Source organism: Pseudomonas sp. IT-P294 (assembly GCF_949767865.1).
Classification (GTDB): domain Bacteria; phylum Pseudomonadota; class Gammaproteobacteria; order Pseudomonadales; family Pseudomonadaceae; genus Aquipseudomonas.
This window is the reverse complement of sequence record NZ_CATKQW010000006.1, coordinates 64,159-80,731: the sequence shown is the minus strand read 5'-3', so window position 1 is coordinate 80,731 and position 16,573 is coordinate 64,159. Positions and strand designations below refer to the sequence as shown.

The 16,573-nt window shown below is 59.6% G+C and carries 11 protein-coding genes; 6 read left to right on the top strand and 5 right to left on the bottom strand.

Features of this window, described 5'->3' with window-relative positions; translation table 11 throughout:
* Nucleotides 1-78: 78 nt before the first annotated feature.
* The 3 genes from ACM6I0_RS05215 to ACM6I0_RS05205 form a co-directional block, all read right to left on the bottom strand.
* The gene (locus tag ACM6I0_RS05215; RefSeq protein WP_414921648.1) at nucleotides 79-3,747 is read right to left on the bottom strand and encodes a translocation/assembly module TamB domain-containing protein; all 3,669 of its coding nucleotides are present in this window, start codon (nucleotides 3,745-3,747) and stop codon (nucleotides 79-81) included.
* Complete coding sequence (locus ACM6I0_RS05210) at nucleotides 3,744-5,471, bottom strand: autotransporter assembly complex protein TamA (protein ID WP_414921647.1); 1,728 nt, start codon at nucleotides 5,469-5,471, stop codon at nucleotides 3,744-3,746. Before ACM6I0_RS05210 ends, ACM6I0_RS05215 begins: the two co-directional genes overlap by 4 nt.
* Before the next feature lie 65 nt (nucleotides 5,472-5,536).
* A complete protein-coding gene (locus tag ACM6I0_RS05205) occupies nucleotides 5,537-6,187 on the bottom strand; it encodes a GNAT family N-acetyltransferase (RefSeq protein ID WP_285434664.1) in 651 nt (216 codons plus the stop codon).
* Between the two features lie 293 nt (nucleotides 6,188-6,480).
* On the opposite strand from ACM6I0_RS05205, the gene xthA reads away from it, so the two are divergent.
* On the top strand, nucleotides 6,481-7,293 hold the full coding sequence (gene xthA / locus ACM6I0_RS05200; protein ID WP_285434663.1) for an exodeoxyribonuclease III: 813 nt from the start codon (nucleotides 6,481-6,483) through the stop codon (nucleotides 7,291-7,293).
* A 182-nt stretch (nucleotides 7,294-7,475) separates the two neighbouring features.
* Nucleotides 7,476-8,816 carry a phosphate ABC transporter substrate-binding/OmpA family protein gene (locus ACM6I0_RS05195; protein WP_285434661.1) on the top strand — a complete coding sequence of 447 codons (1,341 nt, stop codon included), beginning with the start codon at nucleotides 7,476-7,478 and terminating at the stop codon, nucleotides 8,814-8,816.
* 136 nt (nucleotides 8,817-8,952) lie between these two features.
* On the opposite strand, the gene ACM6I0_RS05190 is transcribed toward ACM6I0_RS05195, so the two are convergent.
* Nucleotides 8,953-10,182 carry an acyl-CoA dehydrogenase gene (locus tag ACM6I0_RS05190; protein ID WP_414921646.1) on the bottom strand — a complete coding sequence of 410 codons (1,230 nt, stop codon included), beginning with the start codon at nucleotides 10,180-10,182 and terminating at the stop codon, nucleotides 8,953-8,955.
* Nucleotides 10,183-10,360: 178 nt separating this feature from the next.
* Here ACM6I0_RS05190 and ACM6I0_RS05185 point away from each other — a divergent pair, with 178 nt between their 5' ends.
* The 3 genes from ACM6I0_RS05185 (at nucleotide 10,361) to ACM6I0_RS05175 (ending at nucleotide 12,917) form a co-directional block, all read left to right on the top strand.
* On the top strand, nucleotides 10,361-11,290 hold the full coding sequence (locus ACM6I0_RS05185; RefSeq protein ID WP_090185769.1) for a LysR family transcriptional regulator: 930 nt from the start codon (nucleotides 10,361-10,363) through the stop codon (nucleotides 11,288-11,290).
* Nucleotides 11,291-11,468: 178 nt separating this feature from the next.
* The gene (locus ACM6I0_RS05180) at nucleotides 11,469-11,870 is read left to right on the top strand and encodes a MerR family transcriptional regulator (protein WP_414921645.1); all 402 of its coding nucleotides are present in this window, start codon (nucleotides 11,469-11,471) and stop codon (nucleotides 11,868-11,870) included.
* Between the two features lie 147 nt (nucleotides 11,871-12,017).
* The gene (locus ACM6I0_RS05175) at nucleotides 12,018-12,917 is read left to right on the top strand and encodes a hydroxymethylglutaryl-CoA lyase (RefSeq protein WP_414921644.1); all 900 of its coding nucleotides are present in this window, start codon (nucleotides 12,018-12,020) and stop codon (nucleotides 12,915-12,917) included.
* A gap of 611 nt (nucleotides 12,918-13,528) precedes the next feature.
* Here ACM6I0_RS05175 and ACM6I0_RS05170 read toward each other — a convergent pair.
* Nucleotides 13,529-15,226 (bottom strand): AMP-binding protein, encoded by a 1,698-nt coding sequence (locus ACM6I0_RS05170; protein ID WP_414921643.1) that lies wholly within the window; start codon nucleotides 15,224-15,226, stop codon nucleotides 13,529-13,531.
* A 177-nt stretch (nucleotides 15,227-15,403) separates the two neighbouring features.
* Between ACM6I0_RS05170 and ACM6I0_RS05165 the strand changes: the two genes are divergently transcribed.
* Nucleotides 15,404-16,567, top strand: a complete 1,164-nt coding sequence (locus tag ACM6I0_RS05165; RefSeq protein ID WP_285434658.1) for an isovaleryl-CoA dehydrogenase — start codon at nucleotides 15,404-15,406, stop codon at nucleotides 16,565-16,567.
* Nucleotides 16,568-16,573 lie beyond the last annotated feature (6 nt).

Here is a 16,573-nt window from a genome sequence, read left to right as displayed (position 1 = left end):
GCGTTCGGCTTGGGAAGGGACGCGGAGCGTCCCGGGCGGCATTCCCACGCAGAGCGTGGGAACGATCATGGTGGGGGCTTAGAAATCCCGCTTGTAGAAGATGTCCAGCGAACTGGCCACGCCGCCAGCGGCTTCGAGGTAGACCTTTTTGCTCAGCTTGTAGCGCAAGGCAATCGTGTTGGCCGGCTCAAACACGCCGACGCCATAGCGCAGGCTGAGTTTTTCCGAGAGGTTGCCGCTGGCCACGACGCTGGTGGTGTTGCCGCTGCCCTCGGTATCGAGCTGGAAGTCCTGAATCCCCAGATTCTTGGCCAGCCCGCTGGTCACGCCGGAACTGCCCATCAGGCCCAACCCAAGCGCCGCCTGGGCCAGCATGTTGTTGTCTTCTCCGTTGCTGCTCAGCGGACGCCCCAGTACCAGATAGGACAAGGCCTGTTCCTGGCTCATGGCCGGTTCGGAGAAAATCTGCGTGGTGGGCTGCTCGGCGCTGCCGCTGAGGCGAATGCCGGCGATGATGTCGTCGGTCTGGCGAATTGCTTCGATGTCCAGGTATGGCTGATCGATGGGACCGGCAAACAGCAAGCGCGCCCGACGCACCGTCAGGCGCTGGCCATAGGCGCGATAACGGCCATCGTTGAGCCAGAGCTCGCCGCGGGTGTCCATGTTGTCGCCAATGTGCACATGACCTTGCAGGTTGGCGGTCAGGCCAAACCCGGCAAAGCTGAGTTTGTCCTCACCGACCACCACGTCGATGTCCATTTTCATCGCCAGTGGTGGCTTGCCCTCTTCGGTCTGCTGGCCGACGATCACCGTGTCCCCGGACAGCTTGACCGTCGAGGGAGGCAGTTCGCGCACGGTGATGTCGCCCCTGGGCACCAACACTTTGCCGGCAATCGCCAACTCGTCGCCCTTCATCGAGATTTTCAGGTCCGGCGCCACTTCAAGCTTGGCGTATGGCTCGACGCTGACCGGCAACTGTGTGCCTTTGAGGGCCAGGTCCACCACCAGCGCCTGGCCCCAGGCGATGTTGCCGTTGAGAGTGCCCTGCCCGGTCTTGCCGCTTTTCCAGCCGCCGTTCAGTTGCACGGTTTCGCCGGCAATCACCGCCTGTAGCTGCAAAGCTTGCAACTCTATCGGCAGTTCCGGCCCGGACACTTCACCGTCGCTGAGCAGCAGATTGCCATTGACCAGAGGCGCCAACAGCGTCCCGGAGAGCGTGCCGCTGCCATTGAGGCGGCCCGTGAGCTTCTCGACCATCGGCACAAACGGGCGCGCGACGGACAGGTCCAGGCCACTGAGGCGGAACGAGCCGGTCAGCGGTTTGTTATTCGGCAACGGATTGATCTGCGCCTGCACCCGCAATTCGCCGAGCTTGCCGCCGACGAAGTTGAGGTCGGTGTCGATGCGTTTGGGCGTGAGTTTGCTGGTCAGCAGCAGGGTCTGGTACGGGAAGTCCAGCCACTGATCCTTTTCCTTCATGCGCAAAGTGCCGCCGCTGGCGTCGATGCTGATCTGGCCGTTCGGGCCGCTGGCCGGCAAGTCCAGTTGCAGGTCGGCGTTGAGCTTGCCGTTCCAGGCGAAATCCTTTGGCAACCACTGCGCCAGGCTTTCGATCGGGAATTGCTTGAGGTGGTAACGCAGCCTCGGTTCAGGCATCAAGCGCTGGTCTTCACCGCACAGACTGGCCGGGCCGGACATCCAGCAATGGGCGCCGAAATTGATTTTGCCATCAGCCAATCGTTCGAGCCTGGCCGGGCCTTGCAGCGTCCAGGCCTGACCACCGGCCTGGATATCACCACTGGCCAGACGCCCGCGCCAGTTACCCTTGTCCAGCGCACCGTCGAGGCCGAGCGCCAGTTTCAGCTTCGGCCCTTGCAGATCGAGGGTCAGTTTCTGGTTTTTGATATCGCCCTGACCGCTGGCAGTCAGCGTTCCCAGTGCGGTGTCGCCGGCCTGAATGCCGCTGCCCTTGAGGTCGATTTTCGCCCGTTGTGCGCTGTCGAGGTTTGCTTCCAGGTTCAGGCTTTGCAGGCGATTGTCCTGGAAGGCCAGTTGCGTGCCTTGCAGCCCGAGCTTGCCTTGCGGCGCCTTGAGCGTGCCGGCGACATCGAGGCGACCGTTGATCTGGCCGCGCAGCTGTGGCCAGAGTTGGGCCAGGCGCGGCAGCTTGATGTCGATCTGGCCAGCCAGCTTCTGTTGCAGACTTCCCTTGCCACTGATGCTGTTGTCGCCGAGGCGGATTTGCAGCGCGTTGAGGTTCCATTGCGCGCCGCCGCCATCGGCCTTGGCCTGGATCACCGCCGGTTGGCCACGCAGTTTTCCTTTGAGGTCGAGGTCGGCGTTCAGGCTGAGTTGTTCATTTTTCATCTCGCCTTTGCTGCGCAGCGGTCCGGCCAGTGTGCCCGGCAACTCCGCGACCCAGTACGCCGGGTTGATCGCCGACAGATCCAGGGCGGTGTCCCAGGCAATGCCATCGGCAAATTGCAGGTTCAGATGTCCTTCGGCCTTGCCCTGCCCGGCTTCGAGCTGGATTTGTTGCAGGTAGATTTTCGTCAGGTCGCCGCTGAACGGGCTGCTCAGGTTGAACGCACCCGCCGGGCCATCCAGCGCCGCTTTGAAGCTGCCCAGGTATTTGCCGTCGGTGTAGGAGACTTGTCCGTTGAAACTGCGCAACGCGACTTCTGGCTCATCGATCAACGGATAGAGACGATGCCATGGGAAATCCTGCCAGTCGATTTTCGCGTCGGCGCTCAGGCCTTTGCTCCAATCCAGTTGCCCGGTGAGTTTGAGGCTTTGCTTATCGTTGGCGGTCAGGTCGAGCGCGGCAATCTGTGCGCCTTGGGCATCGACCTTGCCTTGCAGCAACAAGGCGACCGGGCCCTTTTCTGCGGGCAATGTCGCTTTGCCGAGCAATTGGTAACCGTTTTTCAGGTCGCCGTCGCCGGTGAGTTCCACTTGATTGAGTTGCAAGGTGTCCGGCAGATCGGCGCTGGGCTTAAAGCTGTCGGCGGTGATGCGCACTTTGGCGGGCAGGTTCTCCGTCAGCGGTTGTACTTCGCCGCTCAATTGCCCGTTGAGGTAACCACTGCTGTCGGCTTTCAGGTTGAGAGTTTTCAGCAAATCACCGTCGACCTTCAGCGCCAGGCTCCAGGGCTGCGGGGCCGGCAGGGTCAGTGTGCCTTCGGCCTTCAGCGGCCAATTGCCGGTGGGTTGCAGCAGGCCGGACAGATTCAGGCTGAGCTCGTCGCGTTGCAACTTCACCGAATCGATCTGCAAGCCTTGCGCGGTCCAGTGTGCAGCCAGTTGCAAACCTTTGAGTTCTTCGCTGCCATTGAACAGCAGGCTGCCGACCTGAACATCACCCAGTTCGATGGCCAGTGGCAGTTTCAAATTCGGCAGCGCGATGGGTCCACTGCTGGCCTCTTCAGTGCCCGGCGGCAATTGCAGGCTGACCTGATCGGCCTTCAGTTGTTCGATGCACAGCGTCATGCGCATCAGGCACAGCGGCGACCAGGCAAAAATCGGCTTGCTGAGCTCAACCCGACTGCTGCCCTGCTGCCACAACAGATGATCAGCACTCCACTGCCCGCCCAATCGGCCCTGGAAATTCTCGACGGTCAAACCCGGTACAAAACCGAGCGCCCAACGGCTACCCGTCGCCGTGCCCAATACCGTGGTCACAGCCAGGACGACCAGCATCAGCAGCGCCAGAATTGCCAGCAGCGTTATTTTCAAACCACGCTTCACAGCTCAGGCCCCATGGAAAAGTGCAAGCGGATGCCGCCGTCGTCGTCTAGTGCGTGGGCCAGGTCGAGACGAATCGGCCCCACAGGCGAAACCCAGCGAACGCCAATACCAACGCCGGTCTTGAGGTTCGGCAGGTCGAGTGTATTAAAGGAGTTGCCCTGGTCAACAAAGGTCGCGACCCGCCATTTTTCGGCGATGGAGTACTGATACTCGACGCTGCCGGCGACCATGTAGCGGCCACCGATGCGATCGCCGTCGGAGTTTTCCGGGGACAGGCTCTGATAATCGTAACCGCGCACGCTCTGATCACCACCGGCATAGAAGCGTAATGACGGCGGCACCGACTTGTAGCCATTGGTGGCGCTGCCGCCGACCTGCACCCGACCGAGGAAACGGTGTTTATCGAAGACCGTGGTCAAGCCTTTCACCAGCGCGGTGCCGTACACCAGATTGGTGTCCGAACCCAAGCCTTCCTTGGCCACTTTGGTCTCGAATTGCAGGCGATAGCCGTTGTGCGGATCGATGCGGTTGTCGCTTTTCAAATACGAATAGGTAATGCCCGGCATCAGCAAATTGCTGAGCCCCGAATCGTCGCCGAGCCGGTATTCCTCACGCTGCCACTTGAGCGAGACCACGCGCTGCCAGCCACTGGGCAATTTGCTGTGCCACTCAGGCCCCAATGTCAGCAGTTTGCTCAGAGAGTCCTTGTCGGCGATTTCTTCGTTCTGATAACCCCCGGCGAAGCGCAGTTTGTCGGTCAGCGGCGGGTCCAGGGGAATGTCGTAGAACACACCAACGTTCTGCCGTGGCGCCGAGATTTCTGTCTCCCAGCCATAGCTGTGCCCCTGCGGGTTGACCCAGTGCCGGGTCCAGTTGGCCTTGACCCGTGGGCCGACGTCAGTGGAAAAACCCAGCCCCAGGCCCATGGTCCGCGGCTTGCGGGTTTCAAGTTTGACGTCGACCGGAATCACATCGTTCTTGGCCGCCGTGGGTGCCGCATCTACGCGCACGCTCTCGAAATAGCCGCTGGCCTGCATGGCCTGATTGAGTTCGGCGATCAGTTCGGAATCGTAAGGTGCGCCTTGCTTGAACGGCACCATCCGCCGCAGCAGGTCTTCGTCGAACGGCGTGTCACCTTCGAAACTGACCTTGCCCAGGGTGTAACGCGGACCGCTGTTATAGATGAGCTCGATGTCGGCGACGCCGGCTCGCGGGTCGACTGACAATGTCTGGTGGGTGAAATAACCGCTGAAAAAGCCGTAGCGCGAGGCCTGGTTCTGAATCAGCCGCTTGGCGTCCTCATAATTGCCGTGATTGAGCACGGCGCCAGTTTGCAACGCATGGCTTTGGGGAACGCGGAAGGCCTTGAGGGACGCGGCAGGGCCGTCGATGCGAATCGTGACATTGCGTAAATGCACCGGTTCGCCGGGATCGATATTGAGCACCAGGCGTGGGGTCTTGCCGCCTTTCACGTCACTGTCGATGTGCGGCTGGTAATAACCCAAAGCCTGGGCGGCCTTGCGCGCCTGCTCCTCGGCACCACGACTGAAGCGCAACAACGCTTGCTCGTCACGATCGCCGAGGCTGCCGATATAGCCCTCTATATTGGCCTTCAGTTCATCGTTGGACGGTTTGATCCGCACATCCAATTCACTTTGCGCCAGCGCCGCGCAGCTGGTTAACAGCATCAGCACGCCACTGGTGAATCTTCCTGGAAACTTCATAGGCGCGGATGCTATCACGAGCTTGGGAGCGTGATAGAGCCTGGTGTGGGGTCAAAGTTCTACCTTTATGCCGTTGCTGTTTGTAACACCTGGGGATTGGCGTGAAAAAACACGTGCTCGCGAATCGGTCCTACGGCGACCTCGCCAATTTCCTCATAGCCCTGACGCTTATAGAACTCCAGATAACGAGGATTCCCGGTATCGAGGATCACGCCTTGGGAGTTTTCATCCACCGCGCACCAGTTATGCACCGCTTGCAGCAGTTGCTCGCCGAAATGTTGGCCCTGGAACTGCGGATGGATCCCCAGCAACGGAAGGACGTGCACCGAGTCGGTCGGCACACAGGCAGCCACAGCGGCGTGGTAATCGAGGTAGCGACGGGTGCACCGAAATCCGGTGCTGAGCACCATGCGCAGACGCCACGCCCAACTTTCGGTAATGCCCAGCCGGCGTTGCGGCGGTGCAATCAGGGCGATGCCGATCAATCGGTCGTTGACCAACAGGCCGATGGCCGGCAAGTCCTGCAGAAAATGTTGCTTGACCAGCTCGCGCACGGTCGCTCGCACGCGATGTTCATAGCCGGGGCGTTCGGCTTCGAACAGGTAACGGAAAGTCGGCTCGTGTCGGTAGGCGTGGTAAAGAAGGGAGCGCGCTTCGTGGGCATAGCCGCTGTCGAGCATGTGAATATCGGCAATGGCGGTCGAGGTTTCGGGCATAACGGTATTTCTCCCCGGGGCGCTGTTCAAATGACTGCGCTCTTCTGGTTACGAGCCTATAGCGCCGACACAGTTCCTTGCTGATCCAAATCAGTGCCGATGCGTAAGCCGTCATCGCGAGCAAGCTCGCTCCCAAAAGGTATAGACCAGACTCGTAACCTGTGGGAGCAGGCTGCCCGCGATGAGGCCTGATTGCTAATGGATCTGACAGAACACAGTGAATCCCCTCACCCCAACACTGGCCCGATTCCTACAGGTCAGCTAGCATCGCCCTTTTGCCAGGACTGCCGACCATGAAGATCGTCTCGTTCAACATCAACGGGCTGCGCGCTCGTCCGCATCAGCTGGCGGCGCTGATCGAAAAGCATCAGCCAGACGTCATCGGGCTGCAGGAAACCAAGGTTCACGACGACCAGTTCCCGCTCGCCGAGGTTCAGGCGCTGGGGTATCACGTGTATTTCCACGGGCAGAAAGGCCATTACGGCGTCGCCCTGCTCTCGCGTAAAGAACCCCTTTCGTTGCACAAGGGTTTCGCCACCGACGAAGAAGACGCTCAACGGCGCTTTATCTGGGGCACGTTCGCCGATGCCGATGGCGTGCCGGTGACCATCATGAACGGCTATTTCCCACAGGGCGAAAGCCGCGATCACCCCACCAAGTTCCCGGCCAAAGAGCGTTTCTACAGCGACCTGCAACTGTTGCTGGAATCGCAGTTCAGCAATGAACAGCCAGTGGTTGTGATGGGAGACGTGAACATTTCCCCGGAAGACTGCGACATCGGCATCGGTCCGGACAACATGAAACGCTGGCTCAAGACCGGCAAATGCAGCTTCCTGCCGGAAGAACGCGAGTGGATGGCGCGCCTGAAGAACTGGGGCCTGGTGGACAGTTTCCGTCACTTGAACCCGGACGTGGCCGACCGTTTCAGCTGGTTCGACTACCGCAGTCGCGGCTTCGAAGACGAGCCCAAGCGTGGGCTGCGGATTGACCTGATCATGGCGTCTCATGGCTTGTTGCCACGCGTGAAGGACGCGGGGGTGGATTACGAACTGCGCGGCATGGAAAAGCCCTCGGATCATGCGCCGATCTGGCTTGAGTTGAGCTGATTCCCCCGCCTTCACATGATCGTTCCCACGCTCTGTGTATAGCCCGTGACGCTCCGCGTCACTGGACGCGGAGCGTCCCTAGAGGCATTCCCACGCAGAGCGCGGGAACGATCACTGTCATCTTTCGGAAACCTTACCGACTTATTCTCCCGGCACTTTCCTTGGCTATATAAGGTGCCGGCATGACGCTGCGCGTTTTGTTCCTGTTGATGCTGTGCGCCGGTTTGCCATTGATGACCTCGGCAAGCGATTTGCCGCTCTCCGACAATGGCCCGGTCTTGCGCATCCAGGGCTCCAACACCATCGGTGCGGCACTGGGGCCGGCGCTGGTCGAGGGGTTAATGCGCGAACGGGGCCTGCTCAGGGTTCATCGCGAAGTCCCGGACAAAGCCAACGAACTGCGTGTCGTCGGCGAAACCGCTCAGGGACAACGGGTGGCGGTGGATGTCGCGGCCCATGGTTCCAGCACCGGATTCAGCGCCCTGAAAAACGCCTCGGCCGATCTCGCCGCCTCGTCGCGTCCGATCAAGGACAGCGAACGCCTGGAACTCGAACCGCTGGGCGACTTTAAAAGCCCCGACGCCGAGCAAGTGATTGCCATCGATGGCCTGGCGATCATCCTCCATCCGCAAAACCCGCTGAATCAGCTCAACACCGAACAACTGGCGCGCATTTTCAGCGGCGAGGCTAAGACCTGGGAAGCGTTGGGCGGCCGTGGCGGGGCAATTCATCTGTACGCGCGCGATGACCAATCGGGCACCTACGACACCTTCAAGGAATTGGTTCTCAGTCGTCGTGGAAAAACGCTGAATAGCGCCGCGAAACGCTTCGAATCCAGCGAGCAATTATCCGACGCGGTCAGCCAGGACCCGCAAGGCATTGGTTTCATCGGTTTGCCTTATGTGCTCAAGGCCAAAGCCGTGGCGATCGCCGACGGACAATCCCAGGCCATGCTGCCGCTGAATAACCTGATTGCCACCGAAGACTATCCGCTGTCCCGGCGACTGTTCTTTTACTTACCGCCGCAGGGGAAAAATCCCTGGGCCCAAGCGCTGGTGACGTTTGCGCAAAGCAGCGAAGGCCAGGCGATTGTTGCGGCCAACGGCTTCATTGCCCAGACTGTACAGGCCATGACGGTGACGCCAAACGCCCTGATGCCTGAGGCCTACCAGGCGCTCAGTCGTCATGCACAACGCCTGTCGGTGAATTTTCGCTTTGAAGAAGGCAGCGCGACCCTGGACAACAAGGCCCGACAGGACTTGTCGCGGGTGCTCGACTATATAAAGCAGCACGACAAGACCGCCCGGCAAGTGACACTGGTGGGATTTGGCGATGCGAAAAGTGACCCGGCACGCGCCGATCTGTTATCGAAGCTGCGGGCCATGGCGGTGCGGCGCGAACTGGTGAGAGGCGGCGTGGTGTTTCGCGAGATCCGCGGTTTTGGCGCCGAGATGCCGGTGGCGACGAACAGCGCGGATGAGGGGCGGATCAAGAATCGGCGGGTTGAGGTTTGGGTGTATTGAGTCAGATATTGGTGTTGAACAGGCGGACGCCATCGCGAGCAGGCTCGCTCCCACATTGATCGAGTGAATACTGGAGATCAAATGTGGGAGCGAACCGGCTCCGGGCGGCGTTCCGACGATGAACGATAGCGCGGTCTTACTGCCCGCTACGCATCATCTCTTTGGGCACGTACTTGCCGATCTCGAACTTGCCAATCGCCGCGCGGTGCACTTCGTCCGGGCCATCGGCCAGGCGCAGGGTGCGTTGCATCGCGTACATGTAGGCCAGTGGGAAATCATTGGAAACCCCTGCCCCGCCATGCATCTGGATCGACCGGTCGATAACGCGCAAGGCCACGTTGGGCGCGACCACTTTGATCTGCGCAATTTCGCTTTTCGCAATCTTGTTGCCGACGGTGTCCATCATGTAAGCCGCTTTCAACGTCAGCAGACGCGCCATGTCGATTTCCATGCGCGAGTTGGCGATCTTGTCGATATTGCCGCCCAGACGAGCCAGGGGTTTGCCGAACGCAGTGCGGTTCACCGCACGTTTGCACATCAATTCCAGCGCACGCTCAGCCATGCCGATCGACCGCATGCAGTGGTGAATACGGCCGGGGCCAAGACGACCCTGAGCGATTTCGAAGCCGCGCCCTTCACCCAACAGGACGTTTTCGTACGGCACGCGCACGTTTTCAAACAGCACTTCAGCGTGACCGTGCGGCGCATCGTCATAACCGAACACTGGCAGCGGACGAACGATCTTCACGCCAGGGGTATCCACCGGCACCAGAATCATCGAGTGCTGAGCGTGGCGCGGCGCATCCGGATTGCTCAAGCCCATGAAGATCAGGATCTTGCAGCGCGGATCACAAGCGCCTGAGGTCCACCATTTCTTGCCGTTGATCACCCACTCGTCGCCATCACGCACGGCGCGGGCAGCCATGTTGGTGGCGTCGGACGATGCCACGTCCGGTTCGGTCATGGCGAACGCCGAGCGGATCTCACCGCGCAACAGCGGTTCGAGCCAGCGTTGTTTCTGTTCTTCATTGGCGTAACGCACCAGGACTTCCATGTTGCCGGTGTCTGGCGCAGAGCAGTTGAATGGCTCCGGACCGAGCAGCGAGCGGCCCATGATCTCCGCCAGTGGCGCGTATTCGAGGTTGGTCAGGCCTGCACCGAGTTCGGACTCAGGCAGAAACAAATTCCACAGGCCTTCGGCCTTGGCCTTGAGTTTGAGCTCTTCCATGATCGCGGTCGGCTGCCAGCGATCGCCTTCGGCAACCTGGCGCTCGAACACCGCTTCGGCGGGATAAACGTAAGTGTCCATGAACGCGGTCACGCGCTCACGCAGTTCCTGAACCTTGGGCGAATAAGCGAAATCCATGAGCAATTACCTTCTTGGGAAGAGGTTGTTTAGGTCATGCAATCGATGCTAGAACAGCTACGAAAATTTACCTAGCCTATTCTCGGCGTGTATTAACATTCATCACCGATATATGATCGGGTGATCGCAAAGGCCTCCGGCCACAACAAAAAGCCCCAAACAATAAGAGTGCCGCGCAATGAATCTGAGCAAGGTCGACCTCAACCTCTTCATCGTCTTCGACGCGATCTACACCGAAGCCAATCTGACCCGCGCCGGGCAGATTGTCGGCATTACTCAGCCGGCGGTATCGAACGCCCTGGCCCGCCTGCGCGAGACCTTCAACGACCCGTTGTTCGTGCGCACCGCACAAGGCATGGTGCCGACACCGATGGCCCAGAACATTATCGGCCCGGTGCGTAACGCCCTCTCGCTGCTACGCGTATCGGTGCAGGAAAGCCGGATTTTCAACCCGTTGCAGGCGGTCAAGACGTACCGCATCAGCATGACCGACCTCACCGAGGCCGTGATTCTGCCGCCGCTGTTCCAGCGCCTGCGCCGCCTGGCGCCGACGGTGATCATCGAGAGCTTCCTGTCCAAACGCCGCGAGACCACCAAGGAGCTGGCGGCCGGGCGACTCGACTTTGCCGTCGATGCGCCGCTCAACACCGACCCGCAAGTGCGCCACGTCAAGCTGATGGAAGACCGTTACGTGTGTGCCATGCGCAAGGGCCATCCGCTGGCGGGCAAGGAAAAATTCACCCTCGACGACTATCTGTCGCTGACCCACATTCACATTTCCAGCCGCCGCAGTGGCCTGGGCCATGTCGACCTGGCCCTTGGGAAAATGGGCATCCAGCGCAAGATCGCGCTGCGTTCCCAGCATTACCTGATGGCTTCCCAGGTGTTGCAGCAGACCGACATGGTCATGACCGTGCCCGAGCGTTTCGCCCGTCGCCATGAGCTGTATTCGGTGAACCTGCCGGTCAACGACGTCCCGCCGGTGGAAACCCACCTCTACTGGCACGAAAGCACCGACCAGGACCCCGCCAACCGCTGGATGCGCGAACAGATGATCGAGTTGTGCCAGCAAGTGACGGCGCATGAGAAGAAGCTCGATAAGGTGTAGGGCTTTGGACCGCGTTATCGCTCATCGCGGGCAAGCCCGCTCCCACCGGTATAGCGCGATCCCTGTGGGAGCGGGCTTGCCCGCGATGAGGCCAACGGCAACACCAAAGATCCAAGCCCCTTGACGTAAACGTCAACCTGACATTAGCTTAGCGCCATGACCTTTTTCGAGCGCTTCCATGAGCAGCCAGACCTATAGCATTTCCGACCTCGCCCGCGAGCTCGACATCACCACGCGGGCCATTCGCTTTTATGAAGAGCAAGGCCTGCTCAGCCCTGAGCGTCGTGGCCAGGAACGCGTTTATACCCCGCGCGACAAGGTCAGTCTGAAGCTGATCCTGCGGGGCAAGCGTATTGGTTTCTCCCTGGCTGAATGCCGCGAGTTGATCGAGCTTTACGACCCCACCGGCGGCAATCAGAAACAATTGCAAACCATGTTGAACAAGATCGCCGAGCGCCGCGAACAGCTGGAGCAGCAGATGCTCGACATCGAGCAGATGAAGCTGGAACTGGACACCGCGCAAGAGCGTTGCACCCAGGCGCTTGAAAAGACGATCAAGAGCCAGCAAGTGGCTCAGTAGGTCAACAGGATCTCCTGTGGGAGCGGGCTTGCCCGCGATGAGGTCATGTCATTGAACATTGATGCTGGCTGACCCACCGCTATCGCGGGCAAGCCTGTTCCCACAGGGATTTCCGAACATTCAGACAATCAGCACAGGTCGATTCCCATGTCTCTACCCACCCACGTACGCCTGGTCGAAGTCGGCCCCCGTGACGGTCTGCAAAACGAAGCGCAACCGATCAGCGTCGCCGACAAGGTGCAACTGGTCGACGCGCTGACCGCCGCAGGCCTTGGCTACATTGAAGTCGGCAGTTTCGTCTCGCCCAAGTGGGTGCCGCAAATGGCCGGTTCCGCCGAAGTTTTCGCGCAGATCCAGCGCAAGCCTGGCGTGACCTATGGCGCACTCGCCCCCAACCTGCGCGGGTTTGAAGACGCAATTGCGGCCGGGGTCAAGGAAGTCGCGGTATTCGCGGCGGCCTCCGAAGCGTTTTCGCAACGCAACATCAACTGCTCGATCAGTGAAAGCCTTGAGCGTTTCGTTCCGATCATGGACGCGGCGAAACAACACGGCGTGAGCGTGCGCGGTTACGTGTCCTGCGTGCTGGGCTGTCCTTACGAAGGTAACGTTGCGCCTGAGCAAGTCGCCCGGGTCGCTCACGAGCTCTACGCCATGGGCTGCTATGAGGTCTCCCTGGGCGACACCATCGGCACGGGCACCGCCGGCGCAACCCGCAAGATGTTCGAAGTGGTCTCGGCCCAAGTGCCGCGTGAAAAGCTGGCCGGACATTTCCACGACACCTATGGCCAGGCCATGGCCAACATCTACGCCAGCCTGCTGGAAGGCATCGCGGTGTTCGACAGCTCCATCGCCGGCCTCGGCGGCTGCCCGTACGCCAAGGGCGCCAGCGGTAACGTCGCCACCGAGGACGTGGTCTACCTGCTCAACGGTTTGGGCATCGACACCGGAATAGACCTGGACGCCTTGATTCTGGCTGGGCAGCAGATTTGCTCCGTGCTGGGACGTCCGACCGGTTCGCGCGTGGCCAAGGCTCGTAGCGCCCAGTGATGTGTCCGGGTGTTACCGCTGCATCTGAAACGTGGGGATAAGCGAGTAACACGGAAACAAATTGTAGGGGTTTGCCTGAGGCAGAAACCTTACGAAAAACTCAAACCATTGATTTTAAAGGATTTTAAAAAGTTGGCACGGCTCCTGCTATCTCTATTGCATAACAAGAACAAAAAAAGCGGCAAACCTAATAAAAATAAGACGTAACGACTCTGACATAACAAAAACAACACGGCAGAGACGCAGCTAACAGATTTTTTTGGAGAGGATGTGCTTTTCAGGGTGCTTTTCGGAGTAACCCGCAACCGGGCAGAGAACAATAAAACTACCTTCAGGTAGCTCCCGAACTGGTTGGATCGCTCAGCGAAAAAGTAGATCAGCGCTCAAAAAAATACGTTTGCTCTTGATCCCGGATGGGGATCGACAAAAACAGCGGTAAAGGGTCACGGTCCCTAAAAACAACAACAGACCGCCCCTCAATAATAAAAAAAGAGCATGCGCAACGACAAATTAAAGGGGAGCTTCGGCTCCCCTTTGTGCTTTCTGCGATTCGGGTTTTCACCACCGCCCTTGTGGGAGCCAGCAGGCTGGCTCCCACAAGGGCGAAATTGTCAGACCTGCTTTTCGCGTAACTCCTCGATACTGATCTCGCGCATGCGGAATTTCTGGATCTTGCCGGTCACGGTCATCGGAAATTCTTCCACGAACTTGAAGTAACGCGGCGTCTTGAAGTGCGCGATGCGCTCTTTGCACCAGGCCTGCAGCTCTTGTTCCGTGGCGCTGTGGCCCGGGTGGAACTTGATCCAGGCAACAATCTCCTCGCCATAACGCGAGCTCGGAATCCCGATTACCTGTACATCGGCCACCGCCGGGTGGGTAAAGAAGAACTCTTCCAGCTCACGCGGGTAAATATTCTCACCACCGCGAATGATCATGTCCTTGTTGCGCCCGGCAATGCAGACGTAGCCTTCCTCGTTCATGCTCGCCAGGTCGCCGGTGTGCATCCAGCCGGCCTGATCGATGGCTTCGGCGGTGCCTTGCGGGTTGTTCCAGTAGCCGAGCATCACGCTGTAGCCGCGTGTGCACAGCTCACCAATGGTGCCGCGCGGCACCAGATTGCTCGCTTCGTCGATGATCTTGCTTTCCAGTTGCGGCTGGGTGCGGCCGACCGTGGTGACGCGCAATTCCAGATCGTCAGACGGCCCGGTCTGCAATGACACCGGACTGGTCTCCGTCATGCCGTAGGCAATCTGCACTTCGCTCATGTGCATTTCGCTGATGACCCGGCGCATCACCTCGATCGGACACGTCGCTCCAGCCATGATCCCGGTACGCAGGCTCGACAGATCAAACTCGGCACGCTGGGGCTGATCGAGCATGGCGATGAACATGGTTGGCACGCCGTAGAGCGCCGTGGCCTTTTCTTCCGCCACCGTGGTCAGGGTCAGCAGCGGATCGAATGCGTCGTTGGGATAAATCATGGTGCTGCCATGGGTAATGCAGCCGAGATTGCCCATGACCATGCCGAAGCAGTGATACAGCGGCACCGGAATCACCAACCGATCATTGCCCGTCAGGCCGAGGCTTTCGCCGACCATGTAACCGTTGTTGAGAATATTGTAGTGACTGAGGGTCGCGCCTTTCGGGAAGCCAGTGGTGCCAGAGGTGTATTGGATGTTCACCGGCTGGTCGAAATGCAAACTGTCCTGACGCGCGTGCAATTGCTCTGTCGACACGCTGCTCGCAAGGTCGGCCAGTTGCGACCACGGCAGGAAGCCTGATGGCGGCTGTGCGTCCAGACTGATGACACCGCGCAATTCGGGCAGGCGTTCGCTCTGCAATTTCCCGATGGATTGCTCCGCCAGCTCCGGCACCAGGCCCTGGAGCATGCCGTGATAATTGGAGGTCTTGAACGAACCCGCGCAGACCAGCCATTGGCAGCCGGATTGCTTCAACACGTATTCGAGTTCGGAGCTGCGATACGCCGGGTTGATGTTGACCAGGATCACGCCGATTTTCGCGCTGGCGAACTGGCTGATGCACCACTGCGCGCAGTTCGGTGCCCAGATGCCGAGCCGGTCACCGGTCTGCAACCCCAGCGCCAACAGGGCCTTGGCGTGCAGGTCGACGGCTTCGGCCAGTTGCTGCCAGGTGTAGCGCAGCTGTTGGTGGCGCACGACCAGCGCCTCCCCGGTCGAATACTGCGCGACGGTCTGATCGAACTTCTCGCCGATGGTCATCGCCAGCAAGGCTTTGTCCTGGGATCCACGGGTATAGCTGCGCTGCGGATTTGCACTGGGTTGATCCATGACGACCCCTATTGTCTTTATTAGTGGGTTGATACAGAAAATGTGCCTCTACTCTCGCTCAAGTTGACGTTAACGTAAAGGGTGATTGACAGCCATTCGTCACAGGCTTACGTTAACGTAAAGGTGAGAGCTGAATCACTGCCCTCCCCACCCTACAAAAAAGCCAAAAGGTGACCCATGAGCTACCCATCCCTGAACTTTGCCCTCGGTGAAACCATCGACATGCTGCGCGATCAGGTTCAGTCCTTCGTCGCCAAAGAGATCGCGCCACGCGCGGCCCAGATCGACATCGACAACCTGTTCCCGGCCGACTTGTGGCGCAAATTTGGCGACATGGGCCTGCTGGGCATCACCGTGGCGGAAGAATACGGCGGCGCTGGCCTGGGCTATCTGGCCCACGTCGTGGCCATGGAAGAAATCAGCCGTGGCTCGGCCTCGGTCGCCCTGTCTTACGGCGCGCACTCCAACCTGTGCGTCAACCAGATCAACCGCAACGGCAATCACGAACAGAAAACCAAGTACCTGCCAAAACTGATCAGCGGCGAGCACATCGGTGCCCTGGCCATGAGTGAGCCGAATGCCGGCTCCGACGTGGTGTCGATGAAGTTGCGCGCCGATAAACGCGGCGATCACTACGTGCTCAACGGCAGCAAAACCTGGATTACCAACGGTCCGGACGCCAACACCTACGTGATCTACGCCAAAACCGACCTGGAAAAAGGCCCGCACGGCATCACCGCGTTTATCGTCGAACGTGACTGGAAAGGCTTCAGCCGCAGCAACAAGTTCGACAAGCTGGGCATGCGCGGCTCCAACACCTGCGAATTGTTCTTCGACGACGTTGAAGTGCCGGAAGAAAACATTCTCGGCATCCTCAATGGCGGCGTGAAAGTGCTGATGAGCGGCCTCGACTACGAGCGCGTCGTGCTGTCTGGCGGCCCGACCGGGATCATGCAGGCCTGCATGGACCTGATCGTTCCGTACATTCACGACCGCAAACAGTTCGGCCAGAGCATCGGCGAATTTCAGCTGATCCAGGGCAAAGTCGCCGACATGTACACCCAACTGAACGCCAGCCGCGCCTATCTGTATGCGGTGGCCCAGGCGTGCGAGCGCGGCGAAACCACCCGCAAGGACGCCGCTGGCGTGATCCTCTACAGCGCCGAACGCGCCACGCAAATGGCCCTCGACGCGATCCAGATTCTCGGTGGCAACGGCTACATCAACGAATTCCCGGCCGGTCGTCTGCTGCGTGACGCCAAGCTGTACGAAATCGGCGCCGGCACCAGTGAGATCCGTCGCATGCTGATCGGTCGCGAACTGTTCAACGAAACCCGCTAAACGGAG

Bases quoted from the DNA above. Each gene is read 5' to 3' on its own strand.
- ACM6I0_RS05210 (WP_414921647.1), bottom strand. From the start codon at position 5,471: ATGAAGTTTCCAGGAAGATTCACCAGTGGCGTGCTGATGCTGTTAACC.
- ACM6I0_RS05205 (WP_285434664.1), bottom strand. From the start codon at position 6,187: ATGCCCGAAACCTCGACCGCCATTGCCGATATTCACATGCTCGACAGC.
- xthA (WP_285434663.1), top strand. From the start codon at position 6,481: ATGAAGATCGTCTCGTTCAACATCAACGGGCTGCGCGCTCGTCCGCAT.
- ACM6I0_RS05195 (WP_285434661.1), top strand. From the start codon at position 7,476: ATGACGCTGCGCGTTTTGTTCCTGTTGATGCTGTGCGCCGGTTTGCCA.
- ACM6I0_RS05190 (WP_414921646.1), bottom strand. From the start codon at position 10,182: ATGGATTTCGCTTATTCGCCCAAGGTTCAGGAACTGCGTGAGCGCGTG.
- ACM6I0_RS05185 (WP_090185769.1), top strand. From the start codon at position 10,361: ATGAATCTGAGCAAGGTCGACCTCAACCTCTTCATCGTCTTCGACGCG.
- ACM6I0_RS05180 (WP_414921645.1), top strand. From the start codon at position 11,469: ATGAGCAGCCAGACCTATAGCATTTCCGACCTCGCCCGCGAGCTCGAC.
- ACM6I0_RS05175 (WP_414921644.1), top strand. From the start codon at position 12,018: ATGTCTCTACCCACCCACGTACGCCTGGTCGAAGTCGGCCCCCGTGAC.
- ACM6I0_RS05170 (WP_414921643.1), bottom strand. From the start codon at position 15,226: ATGGATCAACCCAGTGCAAATCCGCAGCGCAGCTATACCCGTGGATCC.
- ACM6I0_RS05165 (WP_285434658.1), top strand. From the start codon at position 15,404: ATGAGCTACCCATCCCTGAACTTTGCCCTCGGTGAAACCATCGACATG.